General features: G+C 63.7%; 16 protein-coding genes, 1 tRNA gene and 1 pseudogene. 7 read left to right on the top strand and 11 right to left on the bottom strand.

Annotation, left to right across the window (positions count from 1 at the left end; all coding sequences use genetic code 11):
• Positions 1–152 precede the first annotated feature (152 nt).
• Together HMP06_RS07570 and HMP06_RS07565 are read right to left on the bottom strand one after the other, a co-directional pair.
• The gene (locus HMP06_RS07570; protein ID WP_176496543.1) at positions 153–992 is read right to left on the bottom strand and encodes an ATP-grasp domain-containing protein; all 840 of its coding nucleotides are present in this window, start codon (positions 990–992) and stop codon (positions 153–155) included.
• Positions 993–994: 2 nt separating this feature from the next.
• Positions 995–2,419 (bottom strand): aldehyde dehydrogenase family protein, encoded by a 1,425-nt coding sequence (locus tag HMP06_RS07565; protein WP_176496542.1) that lies wholly within the window; start codon positions 2,417–2,419, stop codon positions 995–997.
• Between the two features lie 119 nt (positions 2,420–2,538).
• Here HMP06_RS07565 and HMP06_RS07560 point away from each other — a divergent pair, with 119 nt between their 5' ends.
• Complete coding sequence (locus tag HMP06_RS07560; RefSeq protein WP_176496541.1) at positions 2,539–3,513, top strand: quinone oxidoreductase family protein; 975 nt, start codon at positions 2,539–2,541, stop codon at positions 3,511–3,513.
• Positions 3,514–3,721: 208 nt separating this feature from the next.
• On the top strand, positions 3,722–4,603 hold the full coding sequence (locus HMP06_RS07555) for a DMT family transporter (RefSeq protein WP_176496540.1): 882 nt from the start codon (positions 3,722–3,724) through the stop codon (positions 4,601–4,603).
• A 54-nt stretch (positions 4,604–4,657) separates the two neighbouring features.
• Here the strand turns inward: HMP06_RS07555 and HMP06_RS07550 are convergent, their stop codons facing one another.
• On the bottom strand, positions 4,658–5,464 hold the full coding sequence (locus HMP06_RS07550) for a restriction endonuclease (RefSeq protein WP_269473426.1): 807 nt from the start codon (positions 5,462–5,464) through the stop codon (positions 4,658–4,660).
• A gap of 125 nt (positions 5,465–5,589) precedes the next feature.
• Here HMP06_RS07550 and HMP06_RS07545 point away from each other — a divergent pair, with 125 nt between their 5' ends.
• The gene (locus HMP06_RS07545) at positions 5,590–6,942 is read left to right on the top strand and encodes an IS1380 family transposase (RefSeq protein WP_176495742.1); all 1,353 of its coding nucleotides are present in this window, start codon (positions 5,590–5,592) and stop codon (positions 6,940–6,942) included.
• A gap of 611 nt (positions 6,943–7,553) precedes the next feature.
• Here HMP06_RS07545 and glnA read toward each other — a convergent pair.
• The 3 genes from glnA to map form a co-directional block, all read right to left on the bottom strand.
• Positions 7,554–8,975 carry a type I glutamate--ammonia ligase gene (gene glnA, locus HMP06_RS07540; RefSeq protein ID WP_176496538.1) on the bottom strand — a complete coding sequence of 474 codons (1,422 nt, stop codon included), beginning with the start codon at positions 8,973–8,975 and terminating at the stop codon, positions 7,554–7,556.
• A gap of 113 nt (positions 8,976–9,088) precedes the next feature.
• A complete protein-coding gene (locus HMP06_RS07535; protein WP_176496537.1) occupies positions 9,089–9,427 on the bottom strand; it encodes a P-II family nitrogen regulator in 339 nt (112 codons plus the stop codon).
• A gap of 291 nt (positions 9,428–9,718) precedes the next feature.
• Positions 9,719–10,543: a type I methionyl aminopeptidase gene (gene map / locus HMP06_RS07530; RefSeq protein WP_176496536.1), complete on the bottom strand. Its 825-nt coding sequence runs from the start codon at positions 10,541–10,543 to the stop codon at positions 9,719–9,721.
• Between the two features lie 65 nt (positions 10,544–10,608).
• Between map and HMP06_RS07525 the strand changes: the two genes are divergently transcribed.
• Both HMP06_RS07525 and HMP06_RS07520 read left to right on the top strand, forming a co-directional pair.
• On the top strand, positions 10,609–11,364 hold the full coding sequence (locus tag HMP06_RS07525; RefSeq protein WP_176496535.1) for a competence/damage-inducible protein A: 756 nt from the start codon (positions 10,609–10,611) through the stop codon (positions 11,362–11,364).
• 17 nt (positions 11,365–11,381) lie between these two features.
• Complete coding sequence (locus tag HMP06_RS07520) at positions 11,382–11,726, top strand: hypothetical protein (protein ID WP_176496534.1); 345 nt, start codon at positions 11,382–11,384, stop codon at positions 11,724–11,726.
• Between the two features lie 37 nt (positions 11,727–11,763).
• On the opposite strand, the gene HMP06_RS07515 is transcribed toward HMP06_RS07520, so the two are convergent.
• The 4 genes from HMP06_RS07515 to HMP06_RS07500 all read right to left on the bottom strand — a co-directional run bounded on the left by HMP06_RS07515 (position 11,764) and on the right by HMP06_RS07500 (position 15,663).
• The gene (locus tag HMP06_RS07515; RefSeq protein WP_269473425.1) at positions 11,764–12,315 is read right to left on the bottom strand and encodes a surface lipoprotein assembly modifier; all 552 of its coding nucleotides are present in this window, start codon (positions 12,313–12,315) and stop codon (positions 11,764–11,766) included.
• 33 nt (positions 12,316–12,348) lie between these two features.
• Entirely contained in the window at positions 12,349–13,083 is a 735-nt protein-coding gene (locus HMP06_RS07510; RefSeq protein ID WP_176496533.1) for a tetratricopeptide repeat protein, read from the bottom strand.
• An 18-nt stretch (positions 13,084–13,101) separates the two neighbouring features.
• Positions 13,102–14,628, bottom strand: coding sequence for a transferrin-binding protein-like solute binding protein (locus HMP06_RS07505; protein WP_176496532.1), 1,527 nt, complete (start codon positions 14,626–14,628; stop codon positions 13,102–13,104).
• A gap of 147 nt (positions 14,629–14,775) precedes the next feature.
• Complete coding sequence (locus tag HMP06_RS07500) at positions 14,776–15,663, bottom strand: hypothetical protein (protein ID WP_176496531.1); 888 nt, start codon at positions 15,661–15,663, stop codon at positions 14,776–14,778.
• Positions 15,664–15,917: 254 nt separating this feature from the next.
• Here HMP06_RS07500 and HMP06_RS07495 point away from each other — a divergent pair.
• Positions 15,918–17,066: pseudogene (locus tag HMP06_RS07495) on the top strand (IS3 family transposase).
• Positions 17,067–17,156: 90 nt separating this feature from the next.
• On the opposite strand, the gene HMP06_RS07490 reads toward HMP06_RS07495, so the two are convergent.
• Positions 17,157–17,230: transfer RNA gene (locus tag HMP06_RS07490), tRNA-Gly, on the bottom strand.
• A gap of 123 nt (positions 17,231–17,353) precedes the next feature.
• On the opposite strand from HMP06_RS07490, the gene HMP06_RS07485 reads away from it, so the two are divergent.
• A complete protein-coding gene (locus tag HMP06_RS07485) occupies positions 17,354–18,505 on the top strand; it encodes an acyl-CoA dehydrogenase family protein (RefSeq protein WP_176496530.1) in 1,152 nt (383 codons plus the stop codon).
• Positions 18,506–18,512: the final 7 nt, after the last annotated feature.

Here is an 18,512-nt window from a genome sequence, read left to right as displayed (position 1 = left end):
CGTTACAGTCCGACCGTCCCACTCCAGTCGGACCGCTAAACCGACCGGAATGCCAAGCGCATCCGGCAGTACGACTGCTACGTGGTCGCCGCTCTTGAACGTCCTGCTTTCGATCACGCCCATGTCGGCCTCCGTCTGGGCCGAAGTATACGCTAGCGCAGGGCATCCAGCAACGCCGCGGCCAGACGGGCCGGGACCTCGGGTTCGATCCCGACGTACAAATCGGGCTCGATCGCCTCGACCTCAATCAGCGCTAACTCGCCGTCGGCGCGGCGGAGCAAGTCGATGCGGGCGTAGAGCGGGGCGTGGGGCAGGGCGGCTAGGGCCGCGTCGAACACGGCCAGCGCTTCGGTATCGGGCTGGTAACGCGTGAAGCGTCCGCCGAATTGCGGCTGGATGCGGAAGTCGCCGCCGGTCGCGACTTTGCGCGCGGCGTGGCTGAAACGGCCGCCGATTGCGAAGAGCGACAGCTCGCCTTCATCGGCGATGGCGGGGAGAAACGGTTGCAGGATCGCATCGCCGAGCGGTTCCACCGCCTCGCCGCGGCGCAGTCGCACGGTCTGGTGGCTGCCCGCCGAGATTTGCGGCTTCACGACCAGTTCGTCGCAGTCGAACGCATCGAACGCCGCCGCGACGCTGGCATCGTCGGCATGGCCGAAGTGGCTGAGCACGACCGGCACGCCCGCTGCGGCCAGTTCGAGCAGATAGGTTTTGCGTGTGTTCCAGGCGAGCAGCGCGGGCGGGTTGAACAGGGGATGGTCCCCCGGCCACCCCGCGAGCATCGCATCCCAGCGTGTCACATCGAAATGATAGCCCCAGGCGAACAACGCGAGCGTCGCATCGCCTTCCCCCGGCCCCAAGTTCCACGGGCGCGGGCTGAGTGTGATCCCGGCGCTTGCGAACGCCGCGTGGAACGGCTTCGCAAGATCGGTGGCGTCCGCGTCGTAGTGACTGCCCGCGACGGGCATCAGCAGATCGACGCGGGCGCCCACGGTCAGGCGGGCTCGCCGATGATCGCCTTCACTTCCATGAAATCGGCTAGGCCGTATTTGCCGCCCTCGCGGCCATTGCCCGACTGCTTATAGCCGCCGAACGGCGCGCCGCCGCCGCTGGCCCAGCCATTGATCGTGACCATGCCCGCGCGCAGCCGTGGCGCGACTTTCGCCGCCGCCGCCGGATCGCCCGAGATCGTTGCGGACAGGCCGTATTCGGTGTCGTTGGCCATTGCGATCGCCTGTTCGCCGTCGCTGTAGCTGGTGATCGTTGCGACCGGCCCGAAGGTTTCCTCGCGGTAGATGCGCATTTCCGGCGTCACGTCGGCGAGCAGCGTCGGCTTGATGAAGTACCCGGCATTGCGCCCGTCGGGCCGCCCGGTGCCGCCCGTGACGAGCGTTGCGCCTTCGTCGATCGCCGACTGGATCAGGCCCTGGATCTTGTCGAATTGCGCCTTGTTCACGACCGGGCCGATATGCGCCCCCATCACGCTGGCGGCATCGACCGTGGTCGCTTCGAGGATCGACTTCACGACCTGCGTGGCATCTGCAACTTGGCTGGTGTGGACGAGCAGGCGGGTGGGCGCGATGCAGCTCTGCCCGCTATTGGCGAGCACGCCGTGGATCGTCGGGGGCAGGACGGCGGCGAGATCGGCACCCTCCAGCACGACGTTGGGCGCCTTGCCGCCAAGCTCCTGATGGACGCGCTTGACCGTTGCGGCGGCGGCTTGCGCGACCGCAATTCCGGCGCGAGTCGATCCGGTGAAGCTGACCATGTCGACATCTTTATGGCTCGACAGCGCAGCACCGACGCCGGGGCCGTCGCCATTGACGAGGTTGAATACGCCTGCGGGTACGCCCGCTTTGTCTAGGATTTCGGCGAGGATCATCGCACAGCCGGGTGCCTCTTCCGAAGGCTTCAGCACCATCGTGTCGCCCGCCGCGAGCGCGGGGGCGATCTTCGCGCACATCTGGTTGAGCGGCCAGTTCCACGGCGTGATCATCGCGACGACGCCGAGCGGCTCATGCACGACGCGCGCCTTGCCGACCTTTTCCTCGAAGCTGAATTCTTTCAGCGCGGCGAGCGTGCCGATGAAATGGCCGAGCCCGGCGGGGGCCTGCGCGGCGGTGGCAAAGCCGATCGGCGCGCCCATTTCCTCGCTGGTCGCCGCCGCAAGATCGGGGATGCGGAGCTTATATTCGGCGATAATGCGTTCGAGCAGGGCGACGCGGTCCTCGACGCTGGTTTGCGAATAGCTCTCGAACGCCTTGCGTGCCGCGGCGACCGCCTTGTCGACATCGGCCGCCGAGCCGAGTGTGATTTCGCTGACCGGCTGTTCGGTCGAGGGATCGATCACCGCGTGGCGCGTGCCGCCCTCACTCTCGACCCAGGCGCCGTCGATATACTGCTTGAGGTAGCTTTTCATGGCGGCTCTCCTGGTTTCGAAGGTTCGGTACGTGGCCGCTAGATGGCGTGCGGCAGGATCGGTTGCAACCCGAAACGCATAATGGCTAGGGTGCGGCGACAGGTCATGGAGACGAGATGATGGCGCGCGCAGTTTCGATCGAGCGGACCGGTGGGCCGGAAGTGATCGCCTGGGTCGATCTGAATCTGCCCGATCCGGGGCCGGGTGAAGTGCGGATGCGGCACACGGCGGTTGGGCTCAACTTCATCGACATCTATCACCGCAGCGGCGTCTATCCGCTCAAGCTGCCGAGTGGCCTCGGCACCGAGGCGGTGGGCGTGATCGAGGCGCTGGGCGAGGGCGTCAGCGGGGTCGCGGTGGGCGACCGCGTGGGAACGTTTGGTCCGGCGCTCGGCGCCTATGCCACCGCGCGGAACGTGAGCGCGGCGGCGTTGCTGCCGTTGCCCGACGATGTCGATGATACCACTGCCGCCGCCTTGCTGCTGAAAGGCTGCACCACCGAGTTCCTGGTCGAACGCTGTGCGAAGGTGCAGGCGGGGCAGACCGTCTTGGTTCATGCCGCGGCGGGCGGGGTCGGGCATTTGCTGGTCGGCTGGCTCAAGGCGATCGGCGCGACGGTGATCGGTACGGTCGGCAGCGCGGAGAAGGCCGCGCAGGCGACAGGAGCGGGGGCTGACCATGTCATCCTGCACAAGAGCGAGGATGTCGCGGCGCGCGTCCGCGAGATTACCGGCGGTGCTGGCGTGCCGGTGGTGTTCGACGGGATCGGCATGGCGACGTGGGACATATCGCTGGCGAGTGCCGCCGCGCGTGGGCTGATCGTCAGTTATGGCAATGCCGGCGGGCGGGTGACCGGCGTGGACATCGGGTCGCTGGCGACCAAGGGATCGCTGTTCGTGACGCGCCCGACGCTGTTCCATTATTATGCGACACCCGAGGAGCGCGCGGCGGGGACGGCGCGGTTGTTCGAGATGTTGCGCAACGGGGCGATCGTGCCGGAGATTGGGCAGACGTATCCGCTCGAAGATGTGGCTGATGCGCACCGCGCGCTCGAGGCGGGGGAGACGCGTGGGGCGACGGTGCTGACGGTTTAGGCGCGGATTGGGGTGAGCGCGGGTGCGTTTGAGAGGTGCACCACATCCCGTTGGCCCTGAGCCTGTCGAAGGGCTGCGTGCCACACTGACGGCACCGGTTGTGGAGCGAAGGGCTTCGACAGGCTCAGCCCGAACGGGGTTGGGACGGCGACCGATTTCGAGTCCTACGCTCTAGCCAAGCCGCCCCCCATCCCGCAGAGGCACGCCAATGCGCTTTCGTGATTTCCTCTTGCTCGTGTTCGTGTGCCTGACCTGGGGCTTCAGCAACGTGCTGAGCAAGGTGGTGGTCGGCACGTGGCACATTCCGCCGCTGTTTTTTGCGGCGGCGCGCTTTGCGATCGTACTGGCGGTTACGCTCCCGTGGCTGTGGCCGATGCCGCGCCCGGCGTGGCGGATCGTGCTCGTCGGCGCGTTGATGGGCGGCGGGAATTTCGCGTTGCTGTTCCTGGGGCTGAAAACCGCCTCGCCGTCGAGCGCGGCGGTGGTGCTGCAGGCGGGCGTGCCGATCACCACCCTGTTGTCGATCCTGATCCTGGGCGAGCGAATCCACTGGCGGCGCGGGGTCGGCATCACGCTGACGCTGGCGGGGGTGTTGCTGGTTGTGTGGCGGCCGGGCTTTGCGGTGTCGTCGGGGCTGCTGCTGGTGCTGAGCGCGGCGTTTGCCGGGTCGCTCGGCGCGATCCTGATGAAGCAGATGGAGCATGTCGCGCCGTTGCGCTTTCAGGCGTGGGTCGGGTTGACCGCGGTGGTGCCACTCACGCTAGCCTCGGCGGTGTTCGAGCAGGACCAATGGGCGACATCGGTGGCGGCGGGGTGGCCGTTCGTCGCGGCGCTGTTGTTCTCCGCGCTGATCGTGTCGGTGTGCGCGCACACGCTCTATTACGGGCTGATCGCGCGCTATGAGGCGACGCTGCTCGCGCCGCTGACGCTGATGACGCCGCTGACGACAATCGGGTTGGGCGTGCTCATCACCGGCGACCAGCTTGATGCGCGGATGATCGCGGGGGCGGCGCTGGCGCTGCTCGGCGTGCTGGTCGTCGCGGTGCGGCCGAGCCGCGCGCCGATCGTGGAGGCGCAGGAGCGGGGGTGAGGGGGGCGAGACAGCCGAAGCCTTTGGTGCGAACAAGCAGTGCCGCGGAACTGATTACCCAGCTTCTTCCGCAAAATACCCCTCGTCAATGTTTTGCACGATGTATGTGGTTCGCGTCCGCACGCCGACGCCATGCTGCACCATCAGTTGCACCAAGCGCTGCCCGTTAATCAGGACGACGCGTTGCTGCACTCGATTGAGGTAATCGCGGGCCTCACGCGAAAAATCTGACGTCGTTACAAAAACGCCTTTGGTCGCACTCTCCCCTGTCAGGGATCCAATAAATTGCTGTATGTCCGGCCGACCGACAGTATTCTCAGCCGCGTAACGTTTCGCTTGTATATACACAGCATCAAGGCCGAGAGCGTCCTCACTGATCACGCCATCGATGCCTCCATCGCGGCTGGCCTTCGTCAATGTCGACGAACTAAGCTGCCCCCCGCCATATCCCATTGCATTGAGAAGATCCAAAATAAGGCGCTCAAAACGAGTAGGAGAGATTTGACGCAAAATCGCTAAGAGATCGTCTTGCAAGGCTAAATTGAGCAGCGCGCTGGCGCGTTCCATCGTATCTTCCGGAGTTCCGCCTTGCTCGATCGGTTCGATCAGCTTGGCTCTATCTGTAGCGACCCCGCTATTTTCTGAATCTATCCTCGTTCGGTTCTGCCAATTCGAAAATTGGTCGAAACGTCTCAAGTAACTATTGTCGATTCGGATAGGGTTCTCGCCGAGCACTTGCTTGCCCAGAGGAGTAATCACGTGCTGATTGCGGCTTGGCGACGTAAGCAAACCCGCCTTTGACAAATATGTCCGAGCCCAATGGGTCCGGTTTGACAAAAGGGTAACGCGACCACTGGGTATTAGCCCGGATTATTCATCGGGAGCGATAATCGGTGGTGGCGATCGTGGTCTAAGTCTTTGGTTTGGAGTAGAGAAAGGGTGCTTACGCCATCCCTCTGCTCCAGACAGAAAGTGCCACGACCGCCATGGCCGACGATAGTGGGTTCTCCTTCACCTTCCCAGCCATTCGTGGTCGAAAAATCACCGCCGCGTTCGACGGCGGTCGGCTGACGTCGGACGGCGGCGTGCTACTGCTCGCACAGGCCGAGCGGCGGTTGGGGATCGCGGATCGGCTCGCCGCCTGCATCGCTGATCCGCGCGATCAGGGTCGGGTGATCCACCGGGTCGCCGACATCTTGCGCGCCCGCATGCTCGCGATCTCGTGTGGGTATGAAGACGCCAATGATCTCGACGCCCTGCGGCATGATCCAGGGTTCAAGCTGGCGCTCGGCAAACTGCCGGGTGATCCGTTCGGGCTGGCCAGCCAGCCGACGATGAGCCGGTGGGAAAACGCGCCGACTACGCGCGAGTTGATCCGTCTGACCGGTACGCTGGTCGACCTTTATTGCGCGAGCTACCCCGTGCCACCTGCGGCGGTGACGCTCGACATCGATGATACCGTCGACGTCGTACACGGCGCGCAGCAGCTCTCTTTCTGGAACGGCCACTACGGCGAGCGCTGCTTCCTGCCGATCCATGTCTACGACACCGCTACCGGGCGGCCGGTTGCGATGCTGCTGCGCACCGGCAAAACGCCGTCGGGCAAGGAAGTCGCCGGCCATGTTCGCCGGCTCGTGCGACGTATCCGTCGCCACTGGCCCGATACCCGGATCACGCTGCGCGGCGATGGTCATTACGGTCGGCCAGAGCCGATGGCCTGGTGCGAGGCGAACGGAATCGACTACATCTTCGGGCTGCCCGGCAACCGCACGCTCCACGCCGATCCCGTCATCGTTCGGGAAGGCGATGCCTGCGCGACCGACCGGGCATTGCAGGGACTGGTCGAACTAAGGCGTTACGCAGAGACGCGCTACGCTGCGAAAACCTGGGGGAATACCGAACGTCGCGTCGTTGCTCGCATCGAGGCGAGCAGCCTCGGCCTCGACATCCGCCTCGTTGTCACCTCGCTTGCCGAGGGCAGCGCTGAACGGATCTATGACACGCTTTACTGCGCCCGCGGCCAGGCGGAAAACTTGATCAAGCTGCATAAAACGCAGCTGAAGAGCGACCGAACCTCCTGCTGCTCGGCCAACGCCAATCAGATGCGGCTCATCCTTCACACCGCCGCCTACTGGCTGATGTGGGCCGTGCGGCACGCTATGCCCGCAACCGCCACGCTCCGCACCGCCGAGTTCGCGACCATCCGCCTGCGGCTGCTCAAGGTCGCCGCGCGCGTCGTCGAAACCACCAGCCGCATCCGCATCGCCTTCGCAAGCGCCTGTCCCGATGCCGCGCTGTTCCGATCCATCGCGCTCAACTTGCGCACCACGGGACCATGATCGATGCGGCAGTGGCCGCCAAACGAACCCCGCCCATCAACTCCGCCCCAAACTGTGAACCCGCGATGAGACAGGCGCTTGGGACCCATGCGCCCTGCCTGCGGCTACACGACGCCTGCGCTGACCCATCGGCTGAGAAACGCTGCCGGTGAATAGATCAGGTTAGCTGCTCGGCTTCGTCGTCTGTAATTTGAAACTGCGCTTTGATGTGGGGAAGGCAATCAGTTACATTTTTAGCGCCATCGTCAAACAATTTGAGGACGGGGAACATAAGCGTCTCATAATCAGGAATAGGCATTTGGTTGGCGAACCTTCCGCTCTTTGAGGACGTCTGGCGCTGAGTGTGCCGAACTGCTTGAAACGTAGCAACACAGCGTCGTCATTTAGCGCGGCAATTTAAGGCGCGGTGGGACGTCTGTGGCGCAAACCTGAGAGGCGGCAGCTGCGACCCGCGAGAAATAAGAAAGGCGCCCGGATCGCTCCGGACGCCCTTTCTCAAATCAGCGCCGTGGCAAAGCCACGTCGTCGGTCCTCGCTTTGGCGAGGCCGGCCGACAGCTCCTGTGGGGACTTGGCTTCGCCTTGTCCCCACCGGCTGCCGGCGCGGCAGCCTCAGTAGCTGTAGTACATATCGAACTCGACGGGGCTCGGCGTCATTTCCCACCGTGCCACATCGTGCATCTTCAGCTCGATGTACGACTCGATCTGGTCCTTCGAGAACACGTCGCCCTTGAGCAGGAAGTCGTGATCCGCCGCCAGGCAATCGAGCGCCTCGCGGAGCGAACCGCAGACGGTCGGCACTTCGGCCAGTTCTGCGGGCGGCAGGTCATAGAGGTTCTTGTCCATCGCCTCACCCGGGTGGATGCGGTTCTGGATGCCGTCGAGACCCGCCATGAACAGCGCCGCGTAGCAGAGATACGGATTTGCCATCGCGTCGGGGAAGCGCACTTCGACGCGCTTTGCCTTGGGGCCGGTGCCGTACGGAATGCGGCATGAGGCCGAGCGGTTGCGCGCCGAATACGCCAGCAGCACCGGTGCTTCGTACCCCGGAACCAGGCGCTTGTAGCTGTTGGTCGTCGGGTTGGTGAAGGCATTCACCGCCTTGGCATGCTTGATGATGCCGCCGATGAAATACAGGCACATGTCCGACAGACCGGCATAGCCGTTGCCAGCGAAGAGCGGCTGGCCCTTGTCCCAGATCGACAGATGCGTGTGCATCCCCGAGCCGTTATCTTCCTTGATCGGCTTGGGCATGAAGGTGACGGTCTTGCCGTACGCCTGCGCGACATTGTGGCAGACATATTTGTAGATCTGCATGCGATCGGCCGTGACCGTCATCGTGCCGAAGGTCAGGCCGAGCTCGTGCTGCGCGGCGGCCACTTCGTGGTGATGCTTGTCGCAGGGAAGACCCATTTCGAGCATGGTCGAGACCATCTCGGCGCGGATATCGACGGCGCTGTCGACCGGTGCGCACGGGAAATAGCCGCCCTTGGCGCGCGGACGGTGGCCGAGATTGCCGCCGTCATAGCTGGTGCCGGTGTTGGTCGGCAGTTCGATATCGTCGATCTTGTAATAGCTGGTCGAATAGCTGTTTTCGAACTGGACGTTGTCGAACATGAAGAATTCGGCTTCCGGCCCGATGAAGATCGTGTCGCCGATGCCGGTGGTCTTGAGATACGCCTCGGCGCGCTTGGCGGTCGAGCGCGGATCGCGGGCGTAAAGCTCGCCGGTCGAGGGCTCGACGATGTCGCAAACCAGGATCAGCATCGGGGTGGCGGAGAACGGATCGGTCCACACCGCGTCGAGATCGGGCATCAGAATCATGTCGGATTCGTTGATCGCTTTCCAGCCCTCGATCGAGGAGCCGTCGAACATGAAGCCGTCGGTCAGCTCATCTTCGCCGACGACGCCAGCGACCATCGTCAGATGCTGCCATTTGCCCTTGGGATCGGTGAACCGCAGATCGACCCACTCGATCTCCTGGTCCTTGATCATCTTGAGCACGTCGCTCGCCGTGTTCGGTTTGTCAGCCATAGTCCCCACGCCCTTTCGTTATCGATCGTACGCCCGACGGAATCGGGAATCACATTTCACCCGGAGGCCCTTGCTGTCACACTTTGTTGCAGTGCGTCAAACGGGCGGGGCGGTTAAATTGCATCCTCGTCGCGCTCGCCGGTACGGATGCGCAGCACGGTCTCTACGGGTATGACGAAAATCTTGCCGTCGCCGATGCGGCCGGTCTGCGCGGCGGCGGCGATCGCCTCGACCACCTTGTCGGCCATCGAATCCTCGACCACGACTTCCAATTTCACCTTGGGCAGGAAATCGACGACATATTCGGCACCGCGGTACAATTCGGTATGGCCCTTCTGGCGGCCGAACCCCTTCGCCTCGGTAACGGTGATGCCGCTTACCCCGACTTCGTGCAGCGCTTCCTTCACTTCATCGAGCTTGAACGGCTTGATGATCGCTTCGATCTTTTTCACGCGTGCGCAACTCCCATGATGTCGCCGCACCTTACAACAACCGTGCCAGCCACGCGAGGGGCGGAAACGGACGATGCGACAGGTTTACGCCGGGCGCAGGTGCCTAAGTGGCGCGCACCGGGCCGAGTGCTGCTGCATTTTAGGGCAGGGTTGGCGCTTTGGATTATCGATCGACGGCGTGGGCGATGTGTCGCGGCAACGCCGCGCTGTCGGTCGCGGCTGCTGGCCGCGCCGGCCATCCGCGCCGCGATCACGCGGATTTGGCTTTCGCTAAATCCTTGGGCGGCGCGATCAATAAGGCGGCTTGTCGAACCCGCCGGGGCTGAGCGTGAAGATTTCGCAGCCGGTCTCGGTAATCCCGATCGAATGTTCGAACTGCGCCGACAGTGACCGGTCGCGCGTCACCGCCGTCCAGCCATCGTCGAGCAGCTTTACGTCCGGGCGGCCGATGTTGATCATCGGCTCGATCGTGAAGATCATGCCGGGCTTCAGCTCCGGACCGGTGCCGGGCTTCCCGACATGGACGACTTCGGGCGCGTCGTGGAACAATTGGCCCAGGCCATGCCCGCAGAAATCGCGCACCACGCCGTAGCGATGCTTTTCGGCGTGGCGCTGAATCGCGTGGCCGACATCGCCGAGATGATTGCCGGGCTTGGCCGCCTCGATGCCGAGCATGAGGCATTCATACGTCACCTCGACCAGACGCTTGGCCTTGATCGGCACGTCCCCGATCAGATACATTCGGCTGCTGTCGCCGTGCCATCCGCCCAAGATCGGCGTCACGTCGACATTGACGATATCGCCGCTTTTCAATGTCTTGTCGCTAGGGATGCCGTGGCACACGACGTGGTTGATCGAAATGCAGCTCGAATGCGTATAGCCGCGATAGCCGAGCGTGGCGGGGATGCCGCCGCGATCCGCGATGAAGCGGCGGACCAAATCGTCGATCTCGCCGGTCGTCACACCCGGCACCATATGCGGTACCACCATGTCGAGTGCTTCCGCCGCCAATTGCCCGGCAGCGAGCATCCCGTCGAACGCCGCGCGTCCATGAAGTTTGATCGCGCCGGTCCGGCCCGAAGGCGCGTCGGCGGTTACGGTCACATATTCGGTCATGCCGCGCGATATAGCGCAGCGCTTTGCGGTTTGCGAGGGGGCGCGGCGGGTCTATGGGATGGGGTATGACCACACGCATCTGGACGGCCGCGCTCGCGGTGATCGGCGACGAAATCCTGTCGGGCCGCACGCAGGACAAGAATATCGCGCAAATCGCGACCTGGCTCAACGTGCAGGGCATCCGCCTCGCCGAAGTGCGCGTGGTGGCGGACAAGACCGATGCGATCGTCGAGACGGTGAACATCTTGCGTGCGCGCAACGATTATCTGTTCACGACCGGCGGCATCGGCCCGACGCACGACGACATCACCGTCGATGCGATTGCCGAGGCTTTGCAAGTCCCGGTGGTGTTCCACCCCAAGGCGCTCGAAGTGCTCGATTCCTATTATGCGAGTCGCGGCGGGCTGACCGAGCCGCGCAAGCGCATGGCGCGTGTGCCCGAGGGTGCCGACCTGATCGAGAACCGCATGTCGGGCGCGCCGGGGATCCGTGTCGGCAACATCTTCATCATGGCGGGCGTGCCGCATATTACAGCGGGGATGCTCGACGCGCTGACCGGTACGCTCGAGGGGGGGCTGCCGGTGCTGTCGCGCACGATCGGCTGCTGGGTCGCGGAAAGCGAAGTCGCCGATCTGCTGCGGAGCGCCGAAAAGAGCCACGAGGGCGTCTCGATCGGGAGCTACCCTTTCTTCCGCGAAGGCCGCGTCGGCGCGAATTTCGTCGTACGCGCGACCGATGCCGCGCTCGCCGACACATGCATCGCCGATCTGACGCGCGCGTTGGAAGAGATTGGCCGCCCGGTTGTCGCGGGCGGCATTTGAGCCGCAGGAGCAGGACCATGACACGCATTCTGATTGCCGGGATCGCCGCACTGATGCTGACCGCGTGCGACGGTAGCTCGATCGTCAACGGTCCTCCGCCAAAGGCGGATGCCACGCCCAACCCGATGGAAGCGAAGATCGACGCGCTGTCGCCAGCGTTGCAGCAAATGACGATGTTTCGCGCGATCCAGGACGGCAATTTTACCTGCCAGAAGATCGTCCAGATGAAGAAGCGCCCGTCGACCGGCGGCAAGCCGGTGTGGGACGCCGAATGCGACGATCAGGGGCGCTATGTCATCGAGCTCCAGCCCGGCGGCATTTTCTGGGTGAGCGGGGTGCCGCAGCCGAAGAAGCGGTTTTAGTTGAAGCAGCCGCTAGCTTGCAATCGCACCGTTCGGGTCAAAACGCCCGTGTAATGCCAATATCGGCAGCGACCAGACGGTAGTCGTAAATGCTCACGCTCGAGCGATTGCGTTCGTAACTGAAGCGCACAATAGGCGCGAAGCCCCGCACGGAAAACTGCCGGAGCGTCGCGCCGACGGTGGTGCCCAGCCGCCATTCCTCACGCCGGTCGCGGAACAGGCCGAGCCGTGCATCGGCACCGAGGTAGGATATGCTGGCGGTGGTGAACAGCGACGTCCTGCCTGCCTCGCGCCAGATCAACCCCTGCAGCGTGCCCGACGCGGTCGCAAAGCCGGGATCGGCGGCGTTCTGGCGTTCACCCGATACACGCAGGCTGCCGCCCAGACGCTGCGAAAAAGCCCGCTCGAAACCGATCGCGGCGGTGTAGATCGATCCGTCCTGCAGATCGTTCAAACGGTAGTCGGCACCACCATAGCCTGCTTCCACCTCGATTTGGCCGCGTTTCCCGATCGGGCGCAACGCCGAGACCGAGCCGGTGTCGGTGGTGGCGTAGAGCGCATTGCCGTACCAGCGGTAACTGCGTCCGATCGATGGGCGCAGCAGCGTCTTGCCGAGGCCGATCTACAACCCGATCTGCCCGGCGCCCGATATGTCACTGAACGAGGTGTCGCGGTACAGCGTCCCTTGGCCCGGCAGCCGTGCTGTGACACCGAGGTGCGGACGCAGCGGCGCCCGAGCGAAGACTTGCCCGCCCAGCCTTACCCCGATCCCCGAACGCGCGCGCGCATCGTCGGACAGTTCGAACGGCGCGATGATGGTGTCGAGCGTCGTAGCATTCGTCGCGCGGTTGACGTTCGTGCTTGGCGCGAGCGCGACTTCGAGCGATGCCACCAGCGGCTTCGCGGACCGCAGTGCGGCGGCATATTGATCGACGGCCAGGGCAACCTGCGGCGGCAATTTGCCAGCCTGAGCCTGACGCAAGGCGCGGCGGGCACCCGGCAGGTCGTTCAGCCGGGCAAGCACTGCCGCCAGTTCGAGCCGGACCCGCGTCGCATCTGGGCGCTCGTCGAGAATCGCGCGGTAGAGCGTTGCCGCCGCTGCGAGCTTGCCGCGCCGGGTCAGCAACTGTCCGTGGCGAAAACGGGCCTCCTGCCGCACATCAATGTCGGGATCACCCGCGAGCGCGACATAGATCGCCTCGGCATCGGCATCGCCACTGGCGTTGTCCGCCGCCTCGGCGCGGCGCGCAACGTCGAACAAGGATTCGGCGCTCAGCCCGCTGATGCTTTGCGTCGAACCCTGTGCGGGCAAGGACGACGCGGCAAGAACCGCGCCTGCAAGACAGGCGACAAACATTGCGATCGCGCTTGAGGCTTAGCGTTTTTTGCCGACGGCGATGCCCGTCACGCCAAGCGTGCCAAGCGTCGGATCGGTGACGTTGCGGCTGAAAAACGCGCCAAACTCGGCGGCATTCTGGCCATAAAAATTGCCTGTGAAGGTGTTGAAGGTATCGGCGAAACCGGTTCCGGTAATGCTGCCTGAAAAAGTAAGCGGGGCAAGCGTGGTGACCACGCTGGTCGTGCGATCACGCGCGGCGATGGAGAGCGCGCTCGTGAAGGTGCCAGAGCCAAAATTGGCGTCCAGCGTGCTGGTCCCGTCGAGCGACCAGTTACCAGTTGCCGATTGGCCACGACCATAGACGATCCCATCATAACTCGCGCTGCCGGTTCGCGGCATTTGCGCGCTCGGTGTCCCTATGCCGAACACGGCATAGCTCTGGTTGCTTACGCCACGCGCCTCGGTCACGATCACATCAGCGAAGCTGGTATAAGTGAGCGCGAGTTTGGTATTGCCAGCCCCCGGATTGAAGAAGGTCGCGGCGACAGTGTCGGTGGCGTTGAACTGTCCGGCTGGGCCGGTTGTCGCATAGGCAGTGGTGACTGCGTTGCTGTTTGCCGCCACGATCTGGCCCGGCCCGAATTTATACGCCAGGGCCGCAGCATTGGTCGGATTGGACGGGAAGTAACTATAGGTCTGCGTAGCGGGATCGTAGACGATGTATGTGTCGCGATTTGGCCCGGCGAGAAATTGTGGGGCATAGACGATCCCGTCGAGCCTCGTCGTTGCCGTTAGCGTCGCAAGGCCGGGCACGGTCGCAAAAATCGCCGGGTCCCTGATGCCGGTCAGCACACCAGTGGCGTAGCCGCCGGTTCCATCCGATGTAGCGAAGGCGGCGCCGACCTCTTCGCCGGTCGGACCATAAAAGCGCCCGTTCAGTGCGCCCGAATAGGTGCCGAAGCCGGTGAGGTTGATCGTCCCTGCGAAAACGTTGGCACTGCTCGACAGTGTTGCGGCGATCGAAAAGGTGCCCGAGCCGGTGCGGACCGGGCGGCCAGCAATGTAATAATCCTCACGGTAATCGAGCGTGCCGCTCGCGCTGATCGCGCCGGTCGCGAGGTTGACCGTCATCAACCCGCGGCCACCGAAATCGGTTAGATTGGGAAGGTCCGCGTCGGCGGCCGACCCGAACATCGCGACATTGTATCCGGCCATGCCCGTGCGCGGCAGTGCGGCATCGGCGGTGCGAATACCGAAGGCGGTGTCGGTGAAGACATAGCCCGATCCCCCGGCAACGTTCCGAACCGAATACCAGCGCCTGCCCTGGACATATTGCGTGGTCGGCAGGACGCGGTCGTAAAAGAAGGTGTTGCGGTTGGGGCCGGCGAAGGTGTCGCCGCCCGGAATGCCGCCGAAAGACGCCGAGCGGTCGGCAGCGACCAGCGTGTAAGCGCGCGTGGTTGCATCGTAATTGACGACCAGAGGCGTGGCGCTGGCGCTGCTGTCGGAAAAGGTGCCGGTGGTAGCGTTTGTCCCCGATCCGCCGGTAAGCAATGTCCGCAAGGTGGCGGCATCATTGTCGAAAAAGGCGTTGACCGTTGGGGCGGTGACCGTGGTGTTCAGCGTCGTGACGCTGCCCCCGCGACCGGTTAGCGCGCCAACAACGACACGGCCGTCGCTTTGTCGCGCGGAAAAGGCTGCGCCGATCTCCTACGCGGCGGGGCCATAGAGCTTTCCGTCGATCTGGCCGATGAAAACGCCGAAATCGTTGAACTGGAAGTTCCCGGTGAAGCTGTTCGAGGCACTCGAGAGACGCGCCTGGCTCGAAAATGTGCCCGATCCGCTGATCGCCGCCGTCGAGGTTCCGTTGGTGAGGACGGTGCCGCTCGGGAAGTCGATCTGGGTCAGGCCTTGGCCGGTAATGCCGAAAACGTTGTTACCCGTCGTCTCGACCCCAAGCAGATCGACGGCATATTCGGCGCGGCCGGTACGCGGTACCGCCGTGTCGGGCGTCCGCACCCCGAATGCCGTCGCATCGAAACTGCCCGAGATCGTGCTCGTACCATTGATGGTGCGCTGCCAGAAACCGCCTGCGACATATTGATAGGTGAAACGCCCCGAGGTGCCCGGCTTGGTAACCGTCAGCGAATCAGTGGTCGAGCCGTTGCGCTTCACATAGACTGCTGTCGTCGCGTTAGATTGTGCGGCGTCGAGATCAGCCGGCAGGAAGGATTGGCTCCGCCCGGCGACCGTGACGGTATAGCCGCGCGACGCCAAATCGTAACGAACGGTCGCGGTCGCTTGCGCAGCGGTATTGGTCGGTGCCGCGCCGCTGGTCGGGAAACTGACGGTACCGGTCGCGGCATCGTTCGCGAAATCTTCGCTTGCGACCAGCGTGATGAGCGATGGATTCGACGTAGGACCCGATGGGGTAGGCGTTGGAGTAGGAGCGGGCGTTGGTGACGGAGCGGGCGTGGGTGTCGGTGACGTCGGTGGCGTCGGGGTGGAATTGACGGGGCCGGCACCGCCGCCACTGCCACTGCACGCGGCCAGCTGCATCACGAGAAGCGAGACGCCCGCCAGCTTGATCACCTTCATGTGTCCCCCCCGGGAAACGCTTGAATTTACGGCACAATGATATTGCCGAAGCGAGCGTCTCTCAACCAAATTAATGGGGATAGCGAAAATAAATGTCGGGCTGTGGGAGGGCGTGTGCCCAGTAGAGTCGCATCGCGCCCCTAACCGAGCGGCGTTGCTCTACGTCGCGCGATCGTAGCGCGTCTTTGACAATCTGAGCTGCTGCCGGTTTCGTGGACACCGAGATAAGGTGTTTTCGGAACCGGAGGGTGTAAATGCAACGACGGAAGTTCAGCCGAGAGTTCAAACTCGAGGCGGTGAAGTTGGTCCGCGATCGGGGCGTGGCGGTGGCCCAGGCTGCCCACGACCTGGACCTGCACGAGAACGTGCTGCGCAAATGGGTCCGCGAAGCGGAAGCCGATCCCCAATCGGCATTCCCCGGCAACGGCCAGATGAAGCCGGAGCAGCAGGAGATTGAGCGGCTGCGCCGCGAGTTGGCCCGGATGAAGGCCGAACGCGACATCCTAAAAAAAGCCGCGGCCTACTTTGCGAGGGACTCGATATGAGGTTCGGGTTCATTGCAAAGCATCGAGGGGATCTGGCCGGTGTCGTGGATTTGCGAGGCGCTCGATGTCTCGCGCAGTGGCTTCCACGCCTGGCTTGTGCGGGCGCCGAGCGCCCGGTCGCGCAGCGATGAAGAGTATGCAGGGAAGATCCGCGCCAGCTTCATCTCCAGCTACCGGACTTATGGTGCGCGTCGCGTCTGGCACGATCTCTTGGCCGAAGGCCTCGTCTGTGGCCTGCATCGTGTCGAGCGGCTGATGCGCCTGCACGGGTTGATGGCACGCCCGCGCCGCCGGGGCCTTCCCAAGGACGATGGTGTGCGCTCGGTTATTGCCGGCAATGTGCTCGATCGGCAGTTCAACGCCGACGCGCCCAACCAGAAGTGGGTTGCCGACTTCACTTACATCTGGACCGCCGAAGGATGGCTGTACGCAGCCGCGGTGATCGACCTGTTCTCAAGGCGGGTGGTCGGCTGGTCGATGAGCGACACGATGACGGCGCAGCTCGTCACCGACGCGCTGGTCATGGCGATCTGGCGGCGTGGCAAGCCCGATGCGCTGCTGCACCACTCGGACCAGGGCAGCCAATATACCAGCGAGCAGTTCCAGCGACTGATGGCCGACAACGGGGTCACATGCTCGATGAGCCGCTCCGGCAATGTCTGGGACAACGCTGCGATGGAGAGCTTCTTCTCCTCGCTGAAGACCGAACGGATCGCGCGCAAAACCTACCGCACGCGCAATCAGGCAAGGCAGGACGTGTTCGATTACATCGAACGCTTCTACAATCCCACGCGCAGGCACTCGACCTTGGGTTATCTCAGCCCCATGGACTTCGAGAAGCAGGCTCATGTAGCCTAACTCGGTGTCCATGGGACCGGCAGCAGCTCAATCCGCCGTTTTCGGTACGTGGTCACCTAACTGTTCGGCCGGGACACCAACGTATGCGCTTGGAGCGGGTGAAGGGAATCGAACCCTCGTCACTTGCTTGGGAAGCAAAAGCTCTACCATTGAGCTACACCCGCGATTGGGGGCGCTTGCCACATTCAACGCCGGGTCGTCAACGCAGCTGTAGTGCTCTTACGCTTTGCCGTGACACACGCTATCGAGGGCGAAAGGCCCGCAGCAAGGGCGCGTTGGAGAGTGTGATGATCGCCGAGATGGACTTTGCGTTGGGCGAAACCGCCGACATGATTCGCGATACGACGCAGCGTTTCGCGACCGACCGGATCGCGCCGATCGCGGCGAAGGTCGATGCGGAGGATTGGTTTCCCCAAAATCTTTGGCCCGAAATGGGTGCGCTGGGCTTACACGGCATTACCGTGTCGGAGGACGATGGCGGCCTCGGGCTCGGCTATCTCGAACATGTCATCGCGTGCGAGGAAGTGTCGCGCGCCTCTGCCTCTGTCGGCCTCAGCTATGGCGCGCATTCCAACCTGTGCGTCAACCAGATCGCGCGCTGGGCGAACCCGGAGCAGAAGGCGAAATATCTGCCCAAGCTGATTTCGGGCGAGCATGTCGGCAGCCTCGCCATGTCCGAATCGGGCGCGGGGTCGGACGTGGTCGGCATGAAGCTGAAGGCCGACAAGGTGCAGGGCGGGTACGTCCTTAACGGCACGAAGTTCTGGATCACCAATGCCGCTTATGCCGACACGTTGGTGGTCTATGCCAAGACCGGCACCGGCAGCGGCGGCATCACCACCTTCCTGATCGAAAAGGATATGCCAGGCTTCGCGATCGGGCAGAAAATCGACAAGATGGGGATGCGTGGGAGCCCGACGGCGGAACTGGTGTTCACCGATTGCGAGGTTCCGGACGAGAACATCATGGGCCCGGTCAATGGCGGCGTCGGCGTGTTGATGTCGGGGCTCGATTACGAGCGCACCGTGCTGGCGGGCATCCAGCTCGGCATCATGCAGGCGTGCCTCGACGTGGTCGTGCCCTACGTGCGCGAGCGGCAGCAGTTCGGCAAGCCGATCGGCGCATTCCAGCTAATGCAGGGCAAGATCGCCGACATGTATGTCGCGCTCAATTCGGCCCGGGCCTATGTCTACGCGGTCGCGCGGAGTTGCGACGCGGGCAAGACCACGCGCTTCGACGCGGCGGGCGCGATCCTGCTGGCGAGCGAAAATGCCGTGCGCGTGGCAAACGAGGCGGTGCAGGCGCTCGGTGGGGCGGGCTATACCAAGGATTGGCCGGTCGAGCGGTTCTACCGTGACGCGAAGCTGCTCGACATCGGGGCGGGGACCAACGAGATCCGCCGTATGCTGATCGGGCGCGAGTTGATTGGGGCAAACTAAGGAGGGG

It is taken from the genome of Sphingomonas sp. HMP6, from assembly GCF_013374095.1.
GTDB lineage: Bacteria > Pseudomonadota > Alphaproteobacteria > Sphingomonadales > Sphingomonadaceae > Sphingomonas.
Note: the sequence above shows the minus strand (reverse complement) of the source record. Positions and strands in the feature narration are given on the sequence as shown.